Annotated in this window: 20 protein-coding genes; 12 read left to right on the top strand and 8 right to left on the bottom strand. The window is 63.1% G+C overall.

Translation table 11 applies throughout. From position 1 onward, the window contains the following. Positions 1 to 8 precede the first annotated feature (8 nt). On the bottom strand, positions 9 to 2,075 hold the full coding sequence (locus FPB55_RS21725; protein WP_009682653.1) for a carbon starvation CstA family protein: 2,067 nt from the start codon (positions 2,073 to 2,075) through the stop codon (positions 9 to 11). A 166-nt stretch (positions 2,076 to 2,241) separates the two neighbouring features. On the opposite strand from FPB55_RS21725, the gene FPB55_RS21730 reads away from it, so the two are divergent. Then, a complete protein-coding gene (locus FPB55_RS21730; RefSeq protein WP_029886891.1) occupies positions 2,242 to 2,625 on the top strand; it encodes a PilZ domain-containing protein in 384 nt (127 codons plus the stop codon). 242 nt (positions 2,626 to 2,867) lie between these two features. Next, positions 2,868 to 4,388 carry a nucleobase:cation symporter-2 family protein gene (locus FPB55_RS21735; protein ID WP_054906235.1) on the top strand — a complete coding sequence of 507 codons (1,521 nt, stop codon included), beginning with the start codon at positions 2,868 to 2,870 and terminating at the stop codon, positions 4,386 to 4,388. Between the two features lie 469 nt (positions 4,389 to 4,857). Here the strand turns inward: FPB55_RS21735 and radA are convergent, their stop codons facing one another. Then, entirely contained in the window at positions 4,858 to 6,228 is a 1,371-nt protein-coding gene (gene radA / locus FPB55_RS21740) for a DNA repair protein RadA (protein ID WP_009681282.1), read from the bottom strand. A 176-nt stretch (positions 6,229 to 6,404) separates the two neighbouring features. On the opposite strand from radA, the gene mscL reads away from it, so the two are divergent. Next, on the top strand, positions 6,405 to 6,824 hold the full coding sequence (gene mscL, locus FPB55_RS21745) for a large-conductance mechanosensitive channel protein MscL (protein WP_029888025.1): 420 nt from the start codon (positions 6,405 to 6,407) through the stop codon (positions 6,822 to 6,824). A 71-nt stretch (positions 6,825 to 6,895) separates the two neighbouring features. Here mscL and FPB55_RS21750 read toward each other — a convergent pair whose 3' ends face one another. Next, positions 6,896 to 7,672, bottom strand: a complete 777-nt coding sequence (locus FPB55_RS21750; RefSeq protein WP_115294743.1) for a ferredoxin--NADP reductase — start codon at positions 7,670 to 7,672, stop codon at positions 6,896 to 6,898. A gap of 212 nt (positions 7,673 to 7,884) precedes the next feature. On the opposite strand from FPB55_RS21750, the gene FPB55_RS21755 reads away from it, so the two are divergent. Further along, positions 7,885 to 8,592 (top strand): autoinducer binding domain-containing protein, encoded by a 708-nt coding sequence (locus tag FPB55_RS21755; RefSeq protein WP_009681279.1) that lies wholly within the window; start codon positions 7,885 to 7,887, stop codon positions 8,590 to 8,592. Between the two features lie 96 nt (positions 8,593 to 8,688). Then, entirely contained in the window at positions 8,689 to 9,813 is a 1,125-nt protein-coding gene (locus FPB55_RS21760; protein ID WP_115294744.1) for a methyltransferase, read from the top strand. A gap of 449 nt (positions 9,814 to 10,262) precedes the next feature. Here FPB55_RS21760 and FPB55_RS21765 read toward each other — a convergent pair whose 3' ends face one another. The 3 genes from FPB55_RS21765 to FPB55_RS21775 are packed head-to-tail and all read right to left on the bottom strand — an operon-like array spanning position 10,263 to position 12,875. Next, positions 10,263 to 10,418, bottom strand: coding sequence for a DUF2474 domain-containing protein (locus tag FPB55_RS21765; protein ID WP_009682264.1), 156 nt, complete (start codon positions 10,416 to 10,418; stop codon positions 10,263 to 10,265). A gap of 9 nt (positions 10,419 to 10,427) precedes the next feature. Then, complete coding sequence (cydB, locus tag FPB55_RS21770) at positions 10,428 to 11,435, bottom strand: cytochrome d ubiquinol oxidase subunit II (RefSeq protein WP_009682263.1); 1,008 nt, start codon at positions 11,433 to 11,435, stop codon at positions 10,428 to 10,430. A gap of 3 nt (positions 11,436 to 11,438) precedes the next feature. Continuing rightward, entirely contained in the window at positions 11,439 to 12,875 is a 1,437-nt protein-coding gene (locus tag FPB55_RS21775; protein WP_009682262.1) for a cytochrome ubiquinol oxidase subunit I, read from the bottom strand. Positions 12,876 to 13,219: 344 nt separating this feature from the next. Here FPB55_RS21775 and FPB55_RS21780 point away from each other — a divergent pair, with 344 nt between their 5' ends. From FPB55_RS21780 to FPB55_RS21800, 5 genes are all read left to right on the top strand, one after another. Then, on the top strand, positions 13,220 to 14,440 hold the full coding sequence (locus FPB55_RS21780; RefSeq protein ID WP_009682261.1) for an MFS transporter: 1,221 nt from the start codon (positions 13,220 to 13,222) through the stop codon (positions 14,438 to 14,440). Between the two features lie 190 nt (positions 14,441 to 14,630). Then, a complete protein-coding gene (locus FPB55_RS21785) occupies positions 14,631 to 15,926 on the top strand; it encodes an NCS2 family permease (protein WP_009682260.1) in 1,296 nt (431 codons plus the stop codon). Beyond that, positions 15,923 to 17,008: a tRNA (uridine(54)-C5)-methyltransferase TrmA gene (gene trmA / locus FPB55_RS21790; RefSeq protein WP_029887194.1), complete on the top strand. Its 1,086-nt coding sequence runs from the start codon at positions 15,923 to 15,925 to the stop codon at positions 17,006 to 17,008. Before FPB55_RS21785 ends, trmA begins: the two co-directional genes overlap by 4 nt. Positions 17,009 to 17,066: 58 nt before the next feature. Then, positions 17,067 to 17,972, top strand: a complete 906-nt coding sequence (locus tag FPB55_RS21795; RefSeq protein ID WP_115294745.1) for a LysR family transcriptional regulator — start codon at positions 17,067 to 17,069, stop codon at positions 17,970 to 17,972. A 102-nt stretch (positions 17,973 to 18,074) separates the two neighbouring features. Beyond that, positions 18,075 to 18,509 carry a cupin gene (locus FPB55_RS21800; RefSeq protein WP_144189251.1) on the top strand — a complete coding sequence of 145 codons (435 nt, stop codon included), beginning with the start codon at positions 18,075 to 18,077 and terminating at the stop codon, positions 18,507 to 18,509. Between the two features lie 35 nt (positions 18,510 to 18,544). Here the strand turns inward: FPB55_RS21800 and pcaG are convergent, their stop codons facing one another. Together pcaG and pcaH are read right to left on the bottom strand one after the other, a co-directional pair. After that, complete coding sequence (gene pcaG / locus FPB55_RS21805) at positions 18,545 to 19,150, bottom strand: protocatechuate 3,4-dioxygenase subunit alpha (RefSeq protein ID WP_009682256.1); 606 nt, start codon at positions 19,148 to 19,150, stop codon at positions 18,545 to 18,547. Positions 19,151 to 19,160: 10 nt separating this feature from the next. Next, complete coding sequence (gene pcaH / locus FPB55_RS21810; protein ID WP_144189253.1) at positions 19,161 to 19,880, bottom strand: protocatechuate 3,4-dioxygenase subunit beta; 720 nt, start codon at positions 19,878 to 19,880, stop codon at positions 19,161 to 19,163. Between the two features lie 225 nt (positions 19,881 to 20,105). Here pcaH and FPB55_RS21815 point away from each other — a divergent pair, with 225 nt between their 5' ends. Both FPB55_RS21815 and FPB55_RS21820 read left to right on the top strand, forming a co-directional pair. Further along, on the top strand, positions 20,106 to 20,999 hold the full coding sequence (locus FPB55_RS21815; protein ID WP_009682254.1) for a neutral zinc metallopeptidase: 894 nt from the start codon (positions 20,106 to 20,108) through the stop codon (positions 20,997 to 20,999). Positions 21,000 to 21,243: 244 nt separating this feature from the next. Continuing rightward, positions 21,244 to 23,163 carry a methyl-accepting chemotaxis protein gene (locus FPB55_RS21820; RefSeq protein WP_115294747.1) on the top strand — a complete coding sequence of 640 codons (1,920 nt, stop codon included), beginning with the start codon at positions 21,244 to 21,246 and terminating at the stop codon, positions 23,161 to 23,163. The last annotated feature ends 462 nt before the right edge of the window (positions 23,164 to 23,625 follow it).

The following is a 23,625-nucleotide window of genomic DNA, read 5'->3' on the forward strand; positions in this document are numbered from 1 at the left end:
CGGTCCTCTCAAGCGTCAGGCAGGGCCTGGAACGGGGTTTCCTTGTCGCTGCGTTCTTTGCGGCCGAGGGCGGCGTAGCCGACCTTGATGGCAAAGAACAGCACACTGAACACCACCAGCAGGAACAGAATGGTCAGGCCGGCGTTGGTGTAGGCGTTGAAGATCACGTGTTGCATCTGCCCGATGTCCTTGGCCGGGGCCAGAACCTGGCCGGCGTCCAGGGCGGTGCTGTATTTCTTGGCCAGGGCCAGGAAACCTACAGCCGGGTTCGGGTCGAACAGCTTGATCAGGCCCGCCGCCGTGGTGCAGATCAGCAGCCAGGCTGCCGGCAGCAGGGTGACCCAGATGTAGCGCTCGCGCTTCATCTTGATCAGGACCACGGTGCCCAGCATCAGGGCAATACCCGCCAGCATCTGGTTGGAGATACCGAACAGTGGCCACAGGGTGTTGATACCGCCCAGCGGGTCGATCACGCCCTGGTACAGCAGGTAACCCCACAACGCTACACAACCGCCGGTGGCCAGCAGGTTGGCACCCCACGACTCGGTGCGTTTCAGGGCTGGTACGAAGCTGCCCAGCAGGTCTTGCAGCATGAAGCGCCCGGCACGGGTACCGGCGTCGACCGCGGTGAGGATGAACAGCGCCTCGAACAGGATCGCGAAGTGGTACCAGAACGCCATGGTGTTTTCACCCGGCAGCACCTGGTGCAGGATCTGCGCGATACCTACCGCCAGCGTGGGTGCACCCCCGGCACGGGCCAGGATGGTGTGCTCGCCAATGTCGCGGGCCACCGCCTCCAGTTGTTCGGGCGTAATCAGGAAGCCCCAGCTGCTCACGGTCTGCGCGACCGACGCCACATCGGCGCCGACCACGGCTGCCGGGCTGTTCATGGCGAAGTACACGCCAGGTTCGATCACCGACGCAGCCACCATGGCCATGATGGCCACGAACGACTCCATCAGCATGCCGCCATAGCCGATGTAGCGGGCGTTGGTTTCGTTATCCAGCAGCTTGGGCGTAGTGCCCGAGGAGATCAGAGCGTGGAAGCCAGACACCGCACCACAGGCAATGGTGATGAACAGGAACGGGAACAGGGTGCCCTTCCATACCGGGCCAGTGCCATCGGTGAACTGGGTCAGCGCCGGCATTTTCAGCTCGGGCATGGTCACCAGGATGCCGATGGCCAGGGCGATGATGGTACCGATCTTGAGGAAGGTCGACAGGTAGTCGCGCGGCGCCAGCACCAGCCACACCGGCAGCACCGCAGCCACGAAACCGTAACCGACCAGCATCCAGGTGATCTGCACGCCGGTGAAGGTGAACGCCGGGCCCCATACCGGATCGGCCGCAATCTGGCCCCCCAGCCAGATCGAGGCCAACAGCAGCACCACGCCGATGATCGAGATTTCACCAATGTGGCCCGGGCGGATGTAGCGCATGTAAATGCCCATGAACATCGCGATCGGGATGGTCGCCATTACCGTGAACATGCCCCATGGGCTTTCGGCCAGGGCCTTGACCACGATCAGCGCCAGCACCGCCAGGATGATGATCATGATCAGGAAGCAGCCGAACAGGGCGATGGTGCCCGGAATGCGGCCCATTTCCTCGCGCACCATGTCGCCCAGCGAGCGGCCATTGCGGCGGGTAGACAGGAACAGGACCATGAAGTCCTGCACTGCACCGGCCAGCACCACACCGGCAATCAGCCACAGCGTGCCGGGCAGGTAGCCCATTTGCGCGGCGAGCACCGGGCCCACCAGTGGGCCGGCGCCGGCGATGGCGGCGAAGTGGTGGCCGAACAGAATGTGTTTGTTGGTCGGAACGTAGTCCAGGCCGTCGTTGTTGAGCACCGCCGGGGTGGCACGGCGCGGGTCGAGTTGCATCACTTTGGTGGCGATGAACAGGCTGTAGTAGCGATAGGCGACCAGGTAGATGGCCACTGCCGCGACCACGATCCACAAGGCATTGATCGCCTCACCGCGACGCAGGGCAACAACACCCAGCGCGCAGGCCCCTATGACTGCCAGCGCCAGCCACGGTATGTGGCGTAGCAGGCTATTATTGTTGTTCATGGTTAGCTTCCAGCTGTTGGATTGGAAAGACCGCCCACCGAGTCTAGGGCGAGTCAGGCGGCATTGCCACACTTGCTTTGGTCTAGAGCCTCTGCGGCCAGATTGCAGTACCTGATGCACAAACCCTTCATCACCCTGTTCAGGATGCCACCCGAGGGCCTTACCCATGAGCGATCACGACGAACGTAGGCGTTTCCAGCGAATCTGCTTCGACGCCCCTACCGAACTTCACCAAGGCTCCCGATGCTGGTCGCCCAAGCTGCTGGACATTTCGCTCAAGGGGCTGCTGGTGGAACGCCCGCAGCAATGGGATGCCGACCTGAGCCAGAACTTCGACGCAATCATCACGCTGGACGAGCAAACGCAGGTGACCATGCAGGTCGAACTGCGCCACGAGGAACCGGCCCGGCTTGGTTTCATCTGCCTGTACATCGATGTCGAATCGATGACCCATCTGCACCGTCTTGTGGAATTGAACCTGGGTGACGGCACCAGAATGATGCGTGAGCTGCGCGAATTGATCGAAGAATGGAATCTCTTAGCTAGCTAAGGGCCTTCCCACTTTGTGTTTCCTGTCTACTCAGACAGCTTTAGGGCTGGGTAGCAGGACTTTGTACACACCTCTCTAGTACAGCTTTAGACAAGTTGGTACGGCTCATGCATTGGGTTTTGACACACCCTGATGCCGCACTTGTGCGCGCTCCGATCAAAATATTGTATACAATTCTTGTGGCAATCAATCACGGGAAGTGTCTACAGTAGCGCCACAACAATAAACAGAGAGCCTGCTCCATGACTACGTCCCCTAGCACGTCTCCCGCTCAACGCCCCGAGGACGAAAACCTCGGGCTGGGCGCCAACCTGGCCTATGGTCTGCAACACGTGTTGACCATGTACGGGGGGATCGTCGCGGTGCCCCTGATCCTGGGGCAGGCCGCTGGCCTGAACGGTGGCGAAATCGGCATGCTGATCGCCGCCTCGCTGTTTGCCGGTGGCCTGGCCACCCTGCTGCAGACGTTGGGTCTGCCGTTTTTCGGCTGCCAGCTACCGCTGGTGCAGGGCGTGTCGTTCGCTGGCGTGGCGACCATGGGCGCCATTCTCAGCAGCGAAGGTGGCGGTGGCTTGCCGGGGGTGCTCGGTGCGGTCATGGCGGCATCACTGATCGGCTTTCTGATCACCCCGGTGTTCTCACGCATTACCAAGTTCTTCCCGCCCTTGGTGACCGGTATCGTCATCACCACCATCGGCCTGACCCTGATGCCGGTCGCCGCGCGCTGGGTAATGGGCGGCAACAGCGCTTCGCCCGAGTTCGGCAGCGTGGCCAATATCGGCCTGGCGGCGCTGACCTTTGCCATTGTGCTGCTGCTGAGCAAACTGGGTAGCGCGAGCATCTCGCGGCTGTCGATCCTGCTGGCCATGGTGGTCGGCACATTGATCGCCTGGGCGCTGGGCATGGCCGACTTCAGCAAGGTCACCGAAGGCCCGATGTTCGCCTTCCCCACGCCGTTCCATTTCGGCATGCCCGAGTTTCACATCGCGGCCATCCTGTCGATGTGCATCGTTATCATGGTGACCCTGGTGGAAACCTCGGCCGACATCCTTGCCGTGGGCGAGATCATCGATACCAAGGTCGACTCCAAGCGCCTGGGCAACGGCCTGCGTGCCGACATGGCGTCGAGCATTCTGGCGCCGATCTTCGGCTCGTTCACGCAAAGCGCATTCGCCCAGAACGTCGGCCTGGTGGCCGTTACCGGCGTCAAGAGCCGTTATGTGGTGGCTACCGGTGGCCTGATCCTGGTGGTTCTCGGCCTGCTGCCGATCATGGGCCGGGTCATTGCCGCCGTCCCTACCCCGGTACTGGGCGGTGCAGGCATCGTGCTGTTCGGCACCGTGGCGGCCAGTGGTATTCGCACTTTGTCCAAGGTCAGCTACAAGAACAACGTGAACCTGATCATCGTCGCGGCATCGCTGGGCTTCGGCATGATCCCGATCGCCGCGCCGACCTTCTACCACCACTTCCCGAACTGGTTCGAGACCATCTTCCACTCGGGCATCAGCTCGGCGGCGATCATGGCCATCCTGCTGAACCTGATCTTCAACCACTTCACCACCGGCAACTCGGAAAACCAGTCGGTGTTCGCTGCGGCCTACGAGCGCACCATCCAGTATTCGGACATTTCCGCACTGCGCGATGGCGACTACTTCAAGGATGGCAAGTTGTTCGATGCCGAGGGTAACGAGGTGCCGATGCTGGAGCTGGATGAGCATGGCAATGAAACGGTCAGACGCCCTGCGGCGGTGGCCGAGCATTGAGGGTTGCCTGAGCGGTGAGGTGGGGGGCCGATGCGCATCATCGGCCCCCTTTTTCGTTTGCCTGGGCTGACCCTGTCGCCGGCAAGCCACACAGGGCTCGCATCAGGGCTCACGGGTGTTTGCCACAAGGTATGCAGCGCCTGTGAGATTGAGCGCCGCCCGCGCGGCGCATCGCGAGCTGCGCTCGCTCCTACGTTTGTTTCGGGCCAGTAACGCCTGTGACAGGCGCGCGCGGCCGCCTTGTTTGTACGGCGCGATATTGAGGCATGCACCAAGGCGTTCGCGCGCGAATCCCACAGGAATAATTGGCCCGAAACAAACGTAGGAGCGAGCGCAGCTCGCGATTGCGCCGCGCGGGCGGCGCTCGCTCTAACAGGCGCTGCCATACCTTGTGGCAAACACCTGTCAGCCCTAAGGCGATCCTTGTGGGAGCTGGCTTGCCAGCGATAGGGCCAGTACAGGCTCCGAATTACTCGAACAATGCATCCAGGGCCTGCTCCAGCCGGGTCACGGCAATGACCTGCAGCCCCGCTGGCGGCTCCTTCGGCGCATTGCCCTTGGGCACGATCGCCCGCTTGAAGCCGTGCTTGGCCGCTTCCTTCAAGCGCTCCTGCCCGCTTGGCACCGGGCGTACCTCGCCCGACAAGCCGATCTCGCCGAACACCAGCAGGCCATGGGCCAGTGGCCGATTGCGCAGGCTGGACATCACCGCCGCCAGCAGCGCCAGGTCCGAAGCGGTTTCCAGCACCTTGACCCCGCCCACCACATTGAGGAACACGTCCTGGTCGTGGGTGGGTATACCGCCGTGGCGGTGCAGTACCGCCAGCAGCATGGCCAGGCGGTTCTGGTCCAGGCCCAGGGTGACCCGGCGCGGGTTGGCCAGGTGGCTGTCGTCCACCAGCGCCTGCACCTCGACCAGCATGGGCCGGGTGCCTTCCCAGGTGGCCATCACCACGCTGCCCGGCACTTCCTCCTGGGTACGGTTGAGGAAGATCGCCGACGGGTTGGATACCTCTTTCAAGCCGCGGTCGGTCATGCCGAACACGCCCAGCTCGTTGACGGCGCCGAAGCGGTTCTTCACCGCCCGCAGCAAGCGCAGGCGGCCGTCGGACTCGCCCTCGAAATACAACACGGTATCGACCATGTGCTCCAGCACCCGCGGGCCGGCCAGCGAGCCCTCCTTGGTGACGTGGCCGACCAGGAAGATGGCCGTGCCGCTCTGCTTGGCATAACGCACCAGCAACGCCGTGCTTTCACGCACCTGGGCAACGCCACCAGGGGCTGACTGCAACTGCTCGGTGAAGATGGTCTGGATGGAGTCGATCACCATTACCCGCGGTTTTTCGACACGTGCCGTGGCAATGATCGTCTCGATGCAGGTTTCGGTCATGACCTTGAGCTTGTCCTGGGGCAGGCCCAGGCGGCGCGAGCGCATGGCCACCTGTTGCTGCGATTCCTCGCCAGTGACATACAGTGCCGGCATGCCCACGGCGATGTTGCACAGGGTCTGCAACAGGATGGTCGACTTGCCGATGCCGGGGTCGCCACCAATCAGTACCACCGAGCCGTCCACCAGGCCGCCACCCAACACACGGTCGAGCTCGGTGCTGCTGGTGGTGAAACGGGGGATCTCCTCGACGCTGACTTCGGCCAGGGTCTTGATCTGTGCCTGCTGCCCGGTCCAACCGGCGCGGCCACTGCTGGGCGCAGCGGCACCGCCGCTTTCGATCATGGTTTCGACCAGGGTGTTCCAGGCCCCGCATTCACCACACTGGCCGGCCCATTTGGGGAAGGTCGCGCCGCACTCGGTGCAGCCATACATGCGCTTGGCCTTGGCCATGGGTTGGGGTCTCCTGGAAAAATCGCCATGATAGCCGAGCTGCACGTGCCTCGAGCGCTTCGGGATGCGACAAAACTATTCGTTCTAACCGCAGTCAGTTGCCCTGAACACAACGCATGAAGCGTTCAAGTGGCTTACACTGCGTTTACCTCACCTTTTGTTACAAGGATCTAAACATGGGCATGCTCAATGAGTTCAAGGCCTTCGCGGTCAAAGGCAACGTCGTCGACATGGCGGTTGGTATCATCATCGGCGCAGCCTTCGGCAAGATCGTCTCGTCCTTCGTCGGCGACGTGATCATGCCTCCGCTGGGCCTGTTGATTGGTGGTGTGGATTTCAGCGATCTGGCCATTACCCTGAAAGCCGCTCAAGGTGACGTACCGGCGGTGGTGCTGGCCTATGGCAAGTTCATCCAGACCGTGATCGACTTCCTGATCGTGGCCTTCGCCATTTTCATGGGCGTGAAGGCCATCAACCGGCTCAAGCGTGAAGAGGCCGTGGCACCGACTGCCCCGCCAGTGCCTACCCCCCAGGAAACCCTGCTGACCGAGATTCGCGATTTGCTCAAGACGCAGAACCAGAACCGCCTGCCTTGAGGTTGCCGGGCTGCCTTGCAGCCCGCTCCTGCTCGCCGGCACCGGCAGCGCCGGTGCCCAGGCCCAGCGCCTTACCAGTAATTCTCGACCGCCACCTGGCCGGGCCGCTTGCTCAGGCTCAACTGCAGGTCGCGTGCCTTGAGCACCTTGCGTGTCTCGTCGATCATCTCCGGGTTGCCGCACAGCATCACCCGCGAATGCTCGGGGGACAGTTCCAGCCCCGCCGCCCTCTCCAACTCACCGTTCTCGATCAGCGTGGTAATGCGCTGGTTCAGCGCGCCAGGGTGCTGCTCGCGGGTCACCACCGGAATGAACTGCAACTTGCCAGCAAACTCGGCCAGATAATCGCGCTGTTCCAGCCCGGCAATTTCATCCACATAAGCCAGCTCTCTGGCCTCGCGCACCGAATACACCAGTTTGATGCTGTCGAACCGCTCCCAGGCCTCGAAGTCCTGCAGGATCGACATGAACGGCGCAATGCCGGTACCGGTAGCCAGCAGCCACAGGTCGCGGCCGCCGACGAACCGGTCGAGGGTGAGGAAGCCAAACGCCTGGCGGTCTATCAGCAAGGTATTACCTGCCCCCAGGCGGCTCAGCTCACTGGTGAACTCGCCGCCCGGCACCACGATGGAGAAGAAATCCAGGTGCTCGTCATGGGGCGCACTGACCATGGAATAGGCGCGCCATACCACGCTGCCATCGGCCTTGGTCACGCCCAGCCGGGCGAACTGGCCGGAACGGAATCGGAACCCGGCATCGCGCGTAACCCGCAGGCTGAAGAGGTTCGGCGTCAGCGGCTGAACATCGAGCAGGGTCTGGCGGGTGAACTTTTCGGCGCTAGCGGTCATATCGGGCTCCAGGGTTGGCGTGTGCACAGTGTCGCCTAAAGTGCTCGGGATAAAAACCACCGCTTTGTAGGGCCTCACGCCGGGTGCCGGTATGAAAGTCGCAGAGAATGCGGTTGGCTATAGCAAAAAATCCCAACACAACGGTAGGTCTTTTCCTACACTAGTCCTGATTCTCAAACGGATTGGATCCCGCGCCTCAAGGAGTGTTTCAGATGCTTCACTGGAAACCTGAACATCTTGATGCGTTCGTCAGCGAGCGCAGCCCAAAGAAGCTGTTCAACATCGCAGTGCATCTGGCGCAGGACCTGGCCATGCAGTACCTGGGGCTGAACCTGCGCATTCAGATCGCGACCCAGACGCCCAGGCTCTACCTGTACAGCAACTATCCCGATGAATGGATCAGTCGCTATCAGCGCGACGACTTCTACAAGCAGGACTGCGCCGCCCACCTCAGCCACCAGTCGACCCTGCCGGTGCTGTGGACCGACGAGCTCTATCATGAGGCCCCGCACTTTCGCGAAGCAGCCTGCCAACATGGCCTGCGTCACGGTTGGACGCAGTCGCTGCACGACCTGCAACACAACGAGAGCCAGATCAGCGTGGCCCGCCCGGCGGGCAGCATCGACATCAACGAGCTCTACGAGAAGGCCGGCAGTGTGCAGTGGCTGTGCCACACGCTGCATGCCGTGCTCGGCGAACACCACCTGAACGCTTTGTGCCCGCCACAACCGAAGATGAGCGCGCGTGAACTGGAAGTGCTGAAATGGTCCGCCGCTGGCAAGACCGCTGCCGACGTTGCCTGCATTCTGTCGTTGTCGCAAAGCACGGTGAATTTCCATATCCGCAGCGTGATCACCAAGACCAATGCCGCCAACAAGGCTGGCGCCATCGCCATTGCCGCGTTGCGCGGCTGGATCTGACCTTCAGGCCTGCGACCCGGGGCAAAGCCCTGTAGAATCGCCTGGCAAAGCCCGGGGCGAACCGCAACGGGCAGTTTCATACCCGAGCCAGACGCCATGCCCCTGTTGACAACCCCTTACGCCGAACTCGACCTGATCCGCCAGCCCGAACAGGCCAACGACCCTTTGCAGGCTTTCGATGCCGCCGACGAATACCTGCTCGCGCAGTTGCACGCGCAGGCACCTGACGCCAACTGCCGGGTGCTGGTGCTCAACGACAGCTTCGGGGCCGTGGCCGCCAGCCTGGCTGGCAAGGTGCAGGTGACCAGCAGCGGCGACTCCCACCTGGCGCACATGGCCCTGGAAAAAAACCTGGCGCGCAATGGCCTGCCGTTCGACAGCGTGCCGTTCGTGCCAGCCAGCGAGCACTGGCAGGGCCCGTTCGACCGGGTGCTGCTGCGCGTGCCTAAAACCCTGGCCCTGCTCGAAGAGCAACTGATTCGCCTGCAGGGGCAGCTGGCCCCCGCTGCGCAGGTGATTGCCGGAGCAATGGTCAAGCACTTGCCACGCGCGGCCGGTGACCTGTTGGAGAAATACATCGGCCCGGTGCAGGCTTCGCTGGCGCAAAAGAAGGCCCGCCTGCTCACCGCGACGCTGGCAGAGCGCCCCCTGGCCCGCTCGCCCTACCCTAGCCGTTACCGCCTGGACACCCCGGCGCTGGAATTGCTCAACCATGCCAACGTGTTCTGCCGTGAAGGCCTGGATATCGGCACCCGGGCGTTCCTGCCGCACCTGCCACGCGACCTCGGCCGCGCGCGGGTAGCAGACCTGGGCTGTGGCAACGGGGTGCTGGCCATTGCCAGTGCCCTGGCCAACCCGGATGCCGAGTACACCTTGGTCGACGAGTCGTACATGGCGGTGCAATCGGCACGGGAGAACTGGCGCGCCGCCTTGGGTGAGCGGCCGGCCACCTTCGAAGCAGCCGACGGCTTGGCCGGGGTCGAAAAACAGTCGCTGGATGTGGTGCTCTGCAACCCGCCGTTCCACCAGCAACAGGTGGTTGGCGATTTTCTTGCCTGGCGCATGTTCCAGCAGGCACGCGAAGCGTTGGTGGTGGGCGGGGCCCTGTACATCGTGGGCAACCGCCACCTGGGCTATCACAGCAAGCTGGCGCGGTTGTTCCGTGGGGTGGAGCAGGTAGCGGCTACGCCCAAGTTTGTAATCCTCAAAGCGCGCAAGTAAGCCTGTACCGGCCCTATCGCCGGCAAGCCGGCTCCCACAGGTACTGCACGAGGCGCGAGGCAGATGCGACCCTGTGGGAGATTCTATGGTTTCTGGCAAGGGTAGCCGCAGCATCTTCAGCGCCTGTGAGATCGAGCGCCGCCCGCGCGGCGCATCGCGAGCTGCGCTCGCTCCTACGTTTGTTTCGGGCCAGTAACCCCTGTGCCAGATGCGCGCGGCCGCCTTGTTCGTACGACGCGATTTTGAGGCATGCGCCAAGGCGTTCGCGCGCAAATCCCACAGGAATAATTGGCCCGAAACAAACGTAGGAGCGAGCGCAGCTCGCGATGCGCCGCGCGGGCGGCGCTCGCTCTAACAGGCGCTGCATACCTTGTGGCAGACACCTGTCAGCCCTGATGCAATCCCTGTGGGAGCTGGCTTGCCGGCGATAGGGCCAAAGCAGGCTTACCTCAATGGGTGGTCAGGCCAGCAGCCCCCATGAACAAGCGCATCACCCAGGCCGCCACACCCAGTGCGGCCACGCTCAACGCCCAGATCAGCACCAGCCAACCCAGCCGCTGCCACAACGGTTTCTTTTCTTCCAGGCCATGCTTGCCAGTCATCATGCGGGCCTCCTAGTGGTAGCCGTCGTCATGGGTCACCTTGCCGCGGAACACGTAGTAGCTCCAGAAGGTATACCCGAGGATGAACGGCAGGATGAACAGGGTGCCAACCAGCATGAAGCCCTGGCTTTGTGCTGGCGCTGCGGCATCCCAGATCGAGATCGACGGCGGGATGATGTTCGGCCACAGGCTGATGCCCAAGCCGCTGTAGCCAAGGAATATCAGCACCAGCGTGAGCAGGAACGGCGTGTAGTGCGCGTTGCGGGCCACGGCCTTGAGCAAGCCATAGAACGTTACCAGCACCAGCAACGGCACCGGCATGAACCACAGCAGGTTAGGCATGCTGAACCAGCGGTCGGCGATCTGCGGGTAGGCAATCGGCGTCCACAGGCTGACGATACCGATCACCACCAGCAGCACCAGCGCCAAAGGCCGGGCGATTTCGTGCATTTTCTGCTGCAGCGGCCCTTCGGTTTTCATGATCAACCAGGTGCAACCCAGCAGCGTGTAGGCCACGATCAGCCCCACCCCGCAGAACAGGCTGAACGGGGTCAACCAGTCGAGGGTGCCCCCGGCAAAATGCCGGTCGACCACCTTGAACCCTTCCAGGAACGCGCCCAGCGCCACCCCCTGGAAGAAGGTGGCGATCAGCGAACCCCAGATGAATGCCTTGTCCCAGATGTGCCGCTTGCGGGCGGTGGCCTTGAAGCGGAATTCAAAGGCCACCCCCCGGAAGATCAAGCCGATCAGCATCAGGATCAACGGCAAGTACAACGCTTCGAGCACCACCGAGTAGGCCATCGGGAAGGCCCCGAACAGCCCCGCCCCCCCGAGCACCAGCCAGGTTTCGTTGCCGTCCCACACCGGGGCGACGGTGTTCATCATCACATCACGGTCATGCTCGCCCTTCACGAACGGGAAAAGCATGCCGATGCCCAGGTCGAAACCATCCATCACTACGTACATCATCACGCCGAAGATGATGATCACCGCCCAGATCAGCGGAAGGTCGATACCCATGGCTCAGTTCCCCTTGTTCAGGCTGGCGGTGTTGGCCTCGTGGCCATCATCGGCGGCGGACAGCGGCCGCGCCGGGGTGCGTTTGGTGCCGGGGCCACCTGGGTTGATTTCGTCACCCTCACCGGTCTGCGGGCCCTTGCGCACCAGGCGCAGCATGTAGCCAAGGCCGGTGCCGAACAGGGCGAAATACACCACCACGAACGCCACCAGGGTAAAGCCAAGCTGCGCATAGCTGTGGTTGGACACCCCGTCTGCGGTGCGCAGCAGGCCATACACCACCCAGGGCTGGCGGCCAATTTCAGTGGTGAACCAGCCGGCCAGCAGCGCCACCAGGCCGGAGGGCCCCATCCACACTGCCATGTGCAGGAACGGCCGCGAGGTGTACAGCGTGCCCCGCTTGCGTAGCCAGAGGCTCCACAGGCCAACGAAGATCATCAGCAGGCCCAGGCCGACCATGATGCGGAACGACCAGAACACGATGGTCGAGTTGGGCCGGTCTTCTGGCGGGAAGTCCTTCATCGCCGGCACCTGCTTGTCCAGGCTGTGGGTCAGGATCAGGCTGCCAAGCGCCGGGATCTCAAGCTTGAAGCGGGTGGTTTCGGCCTGCATGTCAGGAATGCCGAAAAGGATCAGCGGCGTCGGCTCACCGGGCACGTTCTCCCAGTGGCCTTCGATCGCAGCGATCTTCACCGGTTGGTGCTTGAGCGTGTTGAGGCCGTGGAAGTCGCCGATCACCGCCTGGATCGGGGCGACGATCAGTGCCATCCACATGGCCATCGACAGCATCTTGCGCACCGCCGGGTTGTCCCGCCCGCGCAGCAGGTGCCAGGCCGCCGAGGCGCCGACGAAGAACGCGGTGGACACGAACGCGGCCGTGGCCATGTGCATCAGGCGGTACGGGAACGAGGGGTTGAACACCACGGCCAGCCAGTCTACCGGCACTACCCGGCCATCGATGATCTCGTGGCCTTGCGGGGTTTGCATCCAACTGTTGGAGGCCAGTATCCAGAACGTGGACACCAGCGTACCCAGTGCCACCATCAGCGTGGAGAAGAAGTGCAGCCCTCTGCCCACACGATTCCAGCCGAACAGCATGACCCCGAGGAAACCGGCTTCGAGGAAGAAGGCGGTGAGCACCTCGTAGGTGAGCAGTGGGCCGGTAACCGCGCCGGCGAAGTCGGAGAAGCGGCTCCAGTTGGTACCGAACTGGTAAGCCATGACCAACCCCGAGACCACCCCCATGCCGAAGTTCACCGCGAAGATCTTCGACCAGAAATGGTAGAGGTCGCGGTAGACCTGGTTGTGGGTGCGCAACCACAGGCCTTCGAGCACCGCCAGGTAGCTGGCCAGGCCAATGGTAATGGCTGGGAACAGGATGTGGAACGACACGGTAAAGGCGAACTGCATTCGGGCGAGCTCTAAGGCTTCTATTCCGAACATGGTGCTTCCTCTTCAGATAATCCGGCGTACGGGCTCGTGGCACCGTCGCCCACTGCCCCCACTGGGTCGAGTACGGCGCGTTGGAATTGTTCTGTTCGATCGCAGGGATTCCGGCCCACTGGGCCCATTCGTTAGTTCTGGAACGATTGATCCAGATCAACGACTGCTAGGAAGCATAGTCCTGAATGCACGGTTGGGCCGTGCGGTGGATTGCCGCGTGACCGGTTGCCCCACCGGCTTTCATGACGCGCGAAAAAGTGCTGACCCGGGCAAACAGTAACTGTTTGTTACAAACAGATGATACGCTGCGCCCCCCTCCACTGCGCCGAGGCCCCAGGGTTCCGATGTCCGATTCCGCACCGCAGTTGTTGCGCCAGCACCGCCCGTTTCTGGCCTTCTGGCTGGCCCGTGTATTCACCGCCAGTGGCTTCCAGATGCTCACCGTGGCCATTGGCTGGCACCTCTACCAATTGACCGGCAATGTTCTGGACCTGGGCCTGGTAGGCCTGGTCGAATTCGCCCCTCGGGTGCTGTTCATGCTGCACACCGGGCATGTCGCCGACCGCTATGACAGGCGCAAGGTCGCAGCGCTGTGCCAGAGCCTGCAGGGGCTGATTGCCCTGGCGCTGGCCGTGGGCAGCGCCACCGACAACGTTACCCGGGAACTGATTTTTGCCCTGGCCTTCCTGCTGGGCGCCACGCGCTCGTTCGAAATGCCAGCCACCCAGGCGCTGCTACCCAACGTGGTACCGCCAGGGCTGTTCCCACGGGCGGTGGCCGCTTCGGCCTCGGCCACCCAGTCGGCGACCATCGTCGCCCCAGCGGTGGGCGGTTTTCTGTACGCCTTTGGCAGCATCTGGGTGTATGGCCCGACGGTGGCCCTGTACGCCATCGCCTGCATCCTGACCCTGAGCCTGCAGGCACGCGGCCAGGTTACCCAGCGTGGGCGTGCCAGCGTCGAGTCGCTGCTGGCAGGGATCCGCTTCATTCGTAGCCGCCCGGACATTCTTGGGGCCATTTCGCTGGACCTGTTCGCTGTGCTGCTGGGCGGTGCCACGGCGCTGCTGCCGGTGTTCGCCAAGGACATACTGCTCACTGGCCCGCTGGGCCTGGGCCTGTTGCGCTCGGCGCCAGCGGTGGGGGCGTTGCTGATGTCGCTGTGGCTCGCGCGTTTTCCGTTCGAGCGCAATGTCGGGAGGACCATGTTCACCGCAGTGGGTATTTTTGGCGTGGCCACCATTGCCTTCGGCCTGTCCACCTCGTTCTGGTTTTCGCTGGCGGTGCTGGTGGTACTGGGCGCGGCAGACATGATCAGCATGGTCATCCGCAGTTCGTTCGTGCAACTGGAAACCCCCGATGAGATGCGCGGGCGGGTGAGCGCGGTGAACGGGCTGTTCATTGGTGCCTCAAATCAGCTCGGCGAGTTCGAGTCGGGGGTGACGGCGCACTGGTTTGGCACAGTGCCGGCAGTGGTGATGGGTGGGGTGGGCACGTTGCTGGTGACCGGGGTGTGGATAAAACTGTTCCCTACACTGGCCAAGCGGGATCGGTTGCACAGCGGTTGATGGGTTGCCGGCCACAGGGCCAATACAGGCTACAGCGAACCCATTCCCCAACGGCCATAGGCCACCGCCGAGCATGCTGGTATGATGCGCGGCTTTTTTCCGCCCCACACAAAACCACGGCAAGCGGTACGGTCTGTGCTTTGCTGTTGGGGTCGATATATTCGTGGCGCCGGGCGCCTTGGGAGCGGGAATGCTGGAAAGGCTGTTTCAACTAAAAGCACACAACACCAACGTGCGCACCGAGATTCTTGCGGGCGTCACCACCTTCCTGGCCATGGCCTACATCCTGTTCGTCAACCCGAGCATCCTCGGCGAGACCGGCATGGACAAGGGGGCGATTTTTGTCGCCACCTGCCTGGCAGCCGCCATCGGCTCCACCACCATGGGCCTGATCGCCAACTACCCGATCGCCCTGGCCCCGGGCATGGGCCTGAACGCGTTCTTCACCTATACCGTGGTGCTGCACATGGGCCACACCTGGCAGGTGGCACTGGGTGCAGTGTTCCTGTCGGCAGTGATGTTCTTCCTGCTGTCGATCTTCCGTATCCGTGAATGGATCGTGAACAGCATCCCACTGCCGCTGCGCTCAGCGATTGCTGCCGGTATCGGCCTGTTCCTGGCGCTGATCGCCCTGCATAATGCCGGCATCGTCGTCGATAACCCGGCAACCCTGGTGGGCTTGGGTGACCTCAAGCAACCGGCCCCGATTCTCGCCACGCTGGGCTTCTTCCTGATTGTCGGCCTGGAAGCACTGAAAGTGCGCGGCGCCGTGCTGATCGGCATCCTGGCGGTGACCGTCGCGGCGATCGTGATGGGCGTGACGCCGTTCGGCGGCATCGTCTCCATGCCGCCATCGCTGGCCCCGACCTTCCTGCAGCTGGATATCGCCGGCGCGCTGGATGTGGGCCTGGTAAGCGTGATCTTCGCCTTCCTGTTCGTCGATCTGTTCGACAACTCCGGCACCCTGATCGGCGTGGCCAAGCGCGCCGGGCTGATGGGCAAGGACGGCCACATGCCGAAAATGGGCCGTGCGCTGATCGCTGACAGCACCGCGGCCATGGCCGGTTCGCTGCTGGGCACCTCGACCACCACCAGCTACATCGAATCCGCTGCCGGCGTCAGCGCCGGTGGCCGTACCGGCCTGACGGCCATCGTGGTCGCCGTACTGTTCCTGCTGGCCCTGTTCTTCGCACCGTTGGCCGGCAGCGTGCCGGCCTTCGCCACGGCCCCGGCGCTGCTGTTCGTTGCGGTGCTGATGGCCTCGGGCCTGGCGGAGATAAACTGGGACGACGTTACCGAAGCCGCACCGGTGGTGGTGACTGCCCTGGCCATGCCGCTGACCTACTCGATTGCCAACGGTATTGCCTTCGGCTTCATCGCCTGGACTGCAGTCAAGCTGATTTCCGGCCGCTACCGCGACCTGAACCCGGCGCTGGTGATCCTTTCCATCCTGTTCGTCATCAAGCTGGGCTGGTTCAACGCATGAGTGCTGCTTTCGACCCCTCCTCCTACGCCACCCAGCTGGACGCCAAGGTCGCCCGGCTGCGCGAGCTGCTGGCACCCTTCGGCGCACCAGAGCCGGCTGTTTTCGACTCGCCACGCGAGCACTACCGCCTGCGCGCCGAGTTTCGCCTGTGGCGCGAGGATGGCCAGCGCCACTACGCCATGTTCGCCCCGGGCGAGAAGCACAAGGCGATCCTGATCGACGACTTCCCGATTGCCAGCCTGCGCATCAATGAACTGATGCCGCGCCTGAAGGCAGCCTGGCAGGCCAGCGAAGCACTGGGCAACCGCCTGTTCCAAGTGGAGTTCCTTACCACCCTGGCTGGCGACGCCATGATTACCCTGTGCTACCACCGCCCGCTGGATGAGGCCTGGGAAGTGGCTGCACGGCAGCTGTCCGAGGCGCTGGGCGTGAGCGTGATTGGCCGCTCCAAAGGCAAGCGCCTGGTGATCGGCCGCGACTACGCGGTGGAAAAACTCGACGTGGCTGGCCGTGTGTTCAGCTACCGCCAGCCAGAAGGCGCGTTCACCCAGCCTAACGGTGCCGTGAACCAGAAGATGCTGAGCTGGGCGTTCGAGGCAATGGGCGAGCGTGAGGACGACCTGCTGGAGCTGTATTGCGGCAACGGCAATTTCACCCTGCCACTGGCCACCCGCGTGCGCCAGGTGCTGGCCACCGAGATCAGCAAGACGTCGGTCAATGCCGCGTTGAGCAACCTCGACGAAAACGCTGTGAATAACGTGCGGCTGGTGCGCTTGTCGGCTGAAGAGCTGACCCAGGCGCTGAACGAGGTGCGGCCGTTCCGCCGGCTGGAAGGCATTGACCTGAAAGCCTATGACTTCGGTACGGTGTTCGTCGACCCGCCGCGTGCGGGTATGGACCCGGATACCTGCGAGTTGACCCGGCGTTTCGAGCGGATCCTGTACATCTCGTGCAACCCGGAAACGCTGGCGCAGAACATCGCTCAGCTGCAAGATACCCACCGTATCGAACGCTGCGCGCTGTTCGATCAATTCCCGTACACGCACCATATGGAAAGCGGCGTGCTGCTGGTCCGGCGCTGATCCGCGCTGCACTGGGGCCTGGCTGGCCCCAGCGCAGCTTGCCAGGAGAGTGATGCCGATGGACCAGTTCAGTGCCATGCAGTCTTTCCGCCGGGTGGTCGATCTCGGCAGTTTCAGCGCCGCTGCCAGTCAGGCGGGGGTCTCGCATACCGTCCTGTCACGCCAGGTAAAGCAGCTTGAACGCCACCTCGGCGCGCAATTGCTCACCCGAACCACGCGCCGCTTGCACCTCACCGAAGCCGGCGCATTGTTCTATCGCCATTGCGTGCAGATTCTCGAACAGATGCAGGCGATGAGCCTGGAATTGTCGGAGCATCAGCAACAGCCCACTGGCACCTTGCGCCTGGGCGTGGCCACAGCCTTTGGTGAACTCGAGCTGGGTCGCTGGCTACCGGATTTCGTCGAGCGCCATCCCCTGTTGCAGATCGAGCTGCACTGCAGCGACCGCTTCGTCGACCTTCTCGAAGCGGAAATTGATGTCTGCTTGCGGGTCACCGACCAGTTACCGAACTCCAGCCTGGTGGCGCGCCGGCTGACGGGCAGCGAGGTGTTGCTGGTAGCAGCCCCGGGTTATCTGCAGCGACACGGCACACCGGCTACGCCCGACGAACTCACTGGCCACCCCCTGCTCGGCTATAGCCAGCTACCACACCCACAGCGCCTGCAACTGACCAACACCCAAGGCGAACAGCGCGACATACTCATGCCCCGACGCCTGAGTGCGAATTCGCCGATGGCCCTGCGCGCTGCCGCCATAGGCGCCCTCGGCATCGCCAGCTTCGACCGCTTCATCGTCCACGATGCCCTGCTGAACGGGCGGCTGGTACCGGTGCTGGAAGGCTGGAAACTGCCAGCGCGCACGCTTTACGCGGTTTATCCACAGAGCCGCTACCTGCCGCCAAAGGTGCGAGCATTGCTGGATTATGTGCAGGCGTACTATTCACAAGCGAGGTGGGAATATTGATTTGTGCGTGATTGACACAAGTCATGGCTGGTTCCGCCCGTATTTGTGCCCTGAACGGTGAGTTAGCCTTTTGTTGATCTCACTCAACAAAGGTACTCCAGCATGAAAGCAGTGCAGGCATTCATCGCAGCGTTGGCACTCGGCACCTTGGCAGTCGGCGCCAACGCGGCACAACCACTCGTTTCAGTCACCGACCACACGGCCTTGAACTGGCAGGCCGTGCCCAATACCAATGGCGCTGTCAGCTTCGCCAACGTTGAAGGCGATATCTTCGGCAAGGGGCCCTACTCGGCCTATGTGAAATTCAGCAAAGGCACCGACAACGGCCTGCACCAGCACAGCCAGGCACTGCCGACGGTCGTGCTGAAGGGGACTTTCTATGCGGTGATCGACGGCAAGCGCATCGAGTATCCCGCAGGCGTCTATTACAATCTGCCGGCCGGGTTGATACATGAAAGTGGCTGCACAGCGGCTGCCGATTGCCTGCTGTTTCAACATCAGGCCGGTGCGTTCGACCTCAAACCCGTTGCAGGCTGAGGCATCGGGGCCGCTTGGCGGCCCCGACGTCTACATCAAAAGTCGAAGAACACCGTCTCGCCTTCCCCCTGAATACGGATATCAAAGCGATACGCCGTTTTCCCGTCCACTTCACAGCGCTTGGCAATCAGCGTCTCGCGGCGCTGCGGCTGCTCGATCAGGTTGAGCACCGGGCACTTGGCATTGAGCGGCGCTTCATCATCGAAATACAGGCGCGTGTGCAGGTGGATGTTGATGCCACGGGCAAACAGGCTGATGTTGATGTGCGGCGCCATCGGTACGCCAGCGGCATTGTTCACCACACCGGGCTTGACCGTGTACAGCGTCCACTCACCGGCGTCGAAGGTGGTGGCGGTGCGGCCGAAGCTGTTGAAAGCGTTTTCCAGGTTGTAGGCATCCTGGTACTCGCCGTTGGCATCGGCTTGCCACACTTCCAGGAACGAGTCGCGCACCAGGTGGCCGTTGCCGTCGTAGACATGGCCGATCAGCTGAATGTGCTCACCCGGGGCGTCGGGCTTGGCCAGGCGGTTCCAGATTTCCTGGTCACGGGTAGGGTTGCCGGCCGCTTCCAGGGCCAGGCCGATGTGCACGTAGGGGCCGGCGGTCTGCGAAGGGGTTTCCGGCAGCAGTTCGATTGGCATGGCGGGGTCCTCAGCAGTTTTCGAAGTGGGTCTTGCGCTGGCCGCGCAGTACGATGTCGAAGCGGTAGGCCAGGCAGTCCATCGGGTTGGCGTTGCTCATGTCGAGCTTGGCAATCAACTGCTGCACAGCTTGCGGGTTGGCGATCGACTTGACGATCGGGCACATCGGGATCAGCGGGTCGCCTTCGAAATACAGCTGGGTGATCAGCTTGGTGGCGATCGACGGGCCGCTGATGGCGAAGTGGATGTGCGCCGGGCGCCAGTCGTTCGGGCCGTTGCGCCACGGGTACGGGCCCGGCTTGATGGTGCGGAAGCTGTAGTAGCCGTCATGGTCGGTCAGGCAGCGGCCGACACCGCCGAAGTTGGGGTCCAGCGGTGCCAGGTAGCGGTCGTTCTTGTGGCGGTAGCGGCCACCGGCGTTGGCTTGCCACATTTCCACCAGGGTATTGGGCACAGGCTTGCCGTACTGGTCCACAACGCGGCCGGCAACGATGATGCGCTCACCGATCGGCAGGCCACCGTTATTGAAATTCAGCAGCAGGTCATGGTCATGGGCACCGAAGCCCAGGTGGGAAAAATCCGGGCCGGTGGTTTCGCTGATCGATTGCGGAATGCTGACCAGCGCCTGGCGCGGCGAGCGGGCAACGGAGGTCTTGTAGTCGGGGGTGAGGGCTTTGGGGTGCCAGTTGCGATCACGGATCACGAAGCGGCTGTTGTCCTGGGCGGGCATGCCGGTTTCCTCTCTTGGAATTATGGAGATGCACAGGCGGGCTTATTGAACCCTTCGCGGGCAAGCCCGCTCCTACATACAGTTTCCGGCATGTCGCGCGCGGTGAATATTGAAATGAGGCACGTCAAACATATCCATTTGGTTATGCATGACCACCTGGACCTGACACCCGCTGCTGTCGTGAACTAATCTTTCACTTCTTGTTTCACGCTCGGGAGAGCACTCATGGAATGGCGAAAAGGCCGACGCAGCGACAACGTAGTCGATGCCCGGGGCGAAGGTGGCGGTGGGGGCGGCATGCGCTTTGGCGGCGGCAAGGGCCTGGGCCTGGGGGCGATCCTGCTGATCGTCGGCATCGGCTGGTTGACCGGGCAGGACCCGCTGCAGATCCTCGGCCAGCTGGCCGGCCAGGTGGAGCAGCAGCAGACCCAGACCGCGCCAAGCGGTGCTGGCGCCAAGGCGCCACCGGCCAACGATGAACAGGCCCAGTTCGTGGCCTCGATCCTGGGCGATACCGAGGACACCTGGAAGGCATTGTTCGCCGAAGCAGGCAAACAGTACCGCGACCCCAAGCTGGTGCTGTTCAGTGGCCAGGTCAATTCGGCCTGCGGCGCTGCCTCTGCGGCCGTGGGGCCGTTCTATTGCCCGGCCGACCAGCGCGTGTACCTGGACATGTCGTTCTTCCGCGAAATGGAAACCCGTTTCGCCGCGGCCGGCGACTTTGCCCAGGCCTACGTCATTGCCCACGAAATTGGCCACCACGTACAGACCTTGCTGGGGGTTTCGGCCAAGGTCGACGCCGCCCGCCGCAGTGGCCAGCGTATGGAGGGCGACAATGGGTTGCTGGTACGCCAGGAACTGCAGGCGGACTGCCTGGCGGGTGTCTGGGCCTACCAGGCACAGAAGCGCCTGAACTGGCTGGAGCCGGGCGATGTAGAGGAGGCGCTGAACGCTGCCAACGCCATTGGCGATGACCGCCTGCAACAGCAAGGGCGCGGCCGTGTAGTGCCGGACTCGTTTACCCATGGCACCTCGGCCCAGCGCGTGCGCTGGTTCAAGACAGGGTTTGCCGAAGGTGAAGTGGACCGCTGCGACACCTTCAGTGCCCGTAGCCTCTGACACCTCGCCAACAGGCTGCTGCGTCACCGCTGGAACCCTGGGGCCGCTTCGCGGCCCTTTCCCACCGGTCCGGCGCACCGGCAAGGCCGCGCCTACAAAAACCCGCACGCTTTTTTTTGCTGAAAAAGCGTTTCAGCTTCCCGCAGCATTGCCGATAACCCCTGCATGAATCAGCGGGCATCCAGAACAATAACGCCTGGCGATCGAACATCAAAAGAGCGAAAACTATTTCTGGAGTGCGTGCATGAACAGCTGGTTTGCCAACATCAGCGTCAACCTCAAACTCGGCCTGGGCTTCGGCCTGGTGCTTGTCCTCACCGGCCTGCTGGCCCTGACTGGCTGGACCAGCCTGGGCAGCCTGATCGACCGTAGCAACTGGATGAGCGACATCGGCCAGTTGAACAAAGACCTGACCGACCTGCGCGTGGCCCGCCTGCAGTACATGATCGCCAATGGCGACGATGCCGCGGCCGCCAACACCCAGGCCAAGCTGAACGCCTTCAGCAAGCAGCAGGCCTACCTGGCCAGTACCTTCAAAAGCCCCGAGAACGTCAAGCTGCTGGGGGAGCTGGGGGAAACCATCAGCGCCTACAAGCTGTCGCTGAACAAGATGCGCCAAGGCTACGACGCCACGCGCGCAGCGCGTAGCACCATGGACAGCTCGGCCGCCGGCGCCGACCAGGCCATGGACCTGCTCAGCCAGGAAGTCATGGCCCGCCCGGAAGCCGACAGCGTGCGCCTGGCCCAGTACCAACTGATCAGCCAGGCGCGCCAGCAGTTGCTGCAGGTGCGCATCGACGTGCGCGGCTACATTGCCGACAACAGTGCCAGCAACGAGCAGGCCGCCCTGCGCCAGCTGGATGCGGCACTGGCCAATGTCGACAACCTCAAAGGCCAGATGCCGGGTGAAAGCACACGCCTGCTGCAACTGGAAAGCGCGGTACGGGCCTACCGTGATGCCGTACGCCAGTTCCGCGATGCGGTCGCCAGCATCACCACCGCGCGTGCGGAAATGACCGTACAGGGTGCCGATATCGTCAAGCGCAGCGATGCGCTGTACCAGATCCAGCTGCAGCGTCGCGACGTCGAAAGCAGCCAGGCCCGCAGCCTGCAGGCCATCGCCACGCTGCTGGCGTTGCTGGTCGGCGTGCTGGGCGCGGTGTTGATCACCCGGCAGATCACCCGTCCGTTGCGCGAAACGCTGCTGGCGGTGGAAAAGATCGCCAGTGGCGACCTGACCCAGCAACTGCGTGTCACCCGCCGCGACGAATTGGGCGTGCTGCAGCAAGGCATCGCGCGCATGGGCACCACCTTGCGCGAGCTGATCAGCGGCATCCGCGACGGCGTGACCCAGATCGCCAGCGCTGCCGAAGAACTGTCGGCAGTGACCGAACAGACCAGTGCCGGGGCCAATAGCCAGAAGGTCGAAACCGACCAGGTGGCCACCGCCATGCACGAAATGGCCGCCACCGTGCAAGAAGTGGCGCGCAATGCCGAACAGGCTTCGCACGCCGCCACCGGTGCCGACGAGCAAGCCCGCGCCGGCGACCGTGTGGTCGGTGAAGCGATCGGCCAGATCGAGCGCCTGGCCCAGGACATGCACCGCTCTACTGAAGCCATGAGCCTGCTGCAACAGGAAAGCCAGAAAATCGGCAGTGTGATGGACGTGATCAAGTCGGTGGCAGAACAGACCAACCTGCTGGCGCTGAACGCGGCGATCGAGGCGGCGCGGGCGGGTGAAGCCGGGCGCGGCTTCGCCGTGGTGGCCGATGAAGTACGCGGCCTGGCGCAGCGTACGCAAAAGTCCACCGAAGAAATCGAAGAGCTGATTGCTGGCCTGCAGCAGGGTACGCAGCAAGTGGCCAGCGCCATGCAAGGCAGCCGCACCCTGACCGACAGCAGCGTGGAACTGGCGCGCAAGGCCGGGGCCTCGCTGGAGAGCATTACCAGCACGGTGTCGGGCATTCAGTCGATGAACCAGCAAATTGCCGCGGCCGCAGAGCAGCAGAGTGCGGTGGCCGAGGAGATCAGCCGCAGCATCCTCAATGTGCGCGATGTGTCTGAGCAGACGGCAGCGGCCAGCAATGAAACGGCAGCGTCCAGCGTCGAACTGGCGCGCCTGGGTGGGCAGTTGCAGACGCTGGTCAGCCAGTTCCGCGTCTGACTGCAAGCCCGGGGGCCGCTGAGCGGCCCAGGGCCGGCAAGCCAGGCTGCCACAGCAACGGTGCAGGATCAGAAACAGCGCCGTACCTGTGGGAGATTCTATGGTTACTGGCAAGGGTAGCCGCTGCATCTTCAGTGCCTGTGAGATTGAGCGCCGCCCGCGCGGCGCATCGCGAGCTGCGCTCGCTCCTACGTTTGTTTCGGGCCAGTAACCCCTGTGCCAGATGCGCGCGGCCGCCTTGTTCGTACGACGCGATTTTGAGGCATGCGCCAAGGCGTTCGCGCGCAAATCCCACAGGAATAATTGGCCCGAAACAAACGTAGGAGCGAGCGCAGCTCGCGATGCGCCGCGCGGGCGGCGCTCGCTCTAACAGGCGCTGCATACCTTGTGGCAAACACCTGTCAGCCCTGATGCGATCCCCGTGGGAGCTGACTTGCCGGCGATCTGGCCAACACAGGCGGC

This window comes from Pseudomonas sp. BJP69 (assembly GCF_007633355.1).
In the GTDB taxonomy this organism is placed as follows: domain Bacteria; phylum Pseudomonadota; class Gammaproteobacteria; order Pseudomonadales; family Pseudomonadaceae; genus Aquipseudomonas; species Aquipseudomonas juntendi.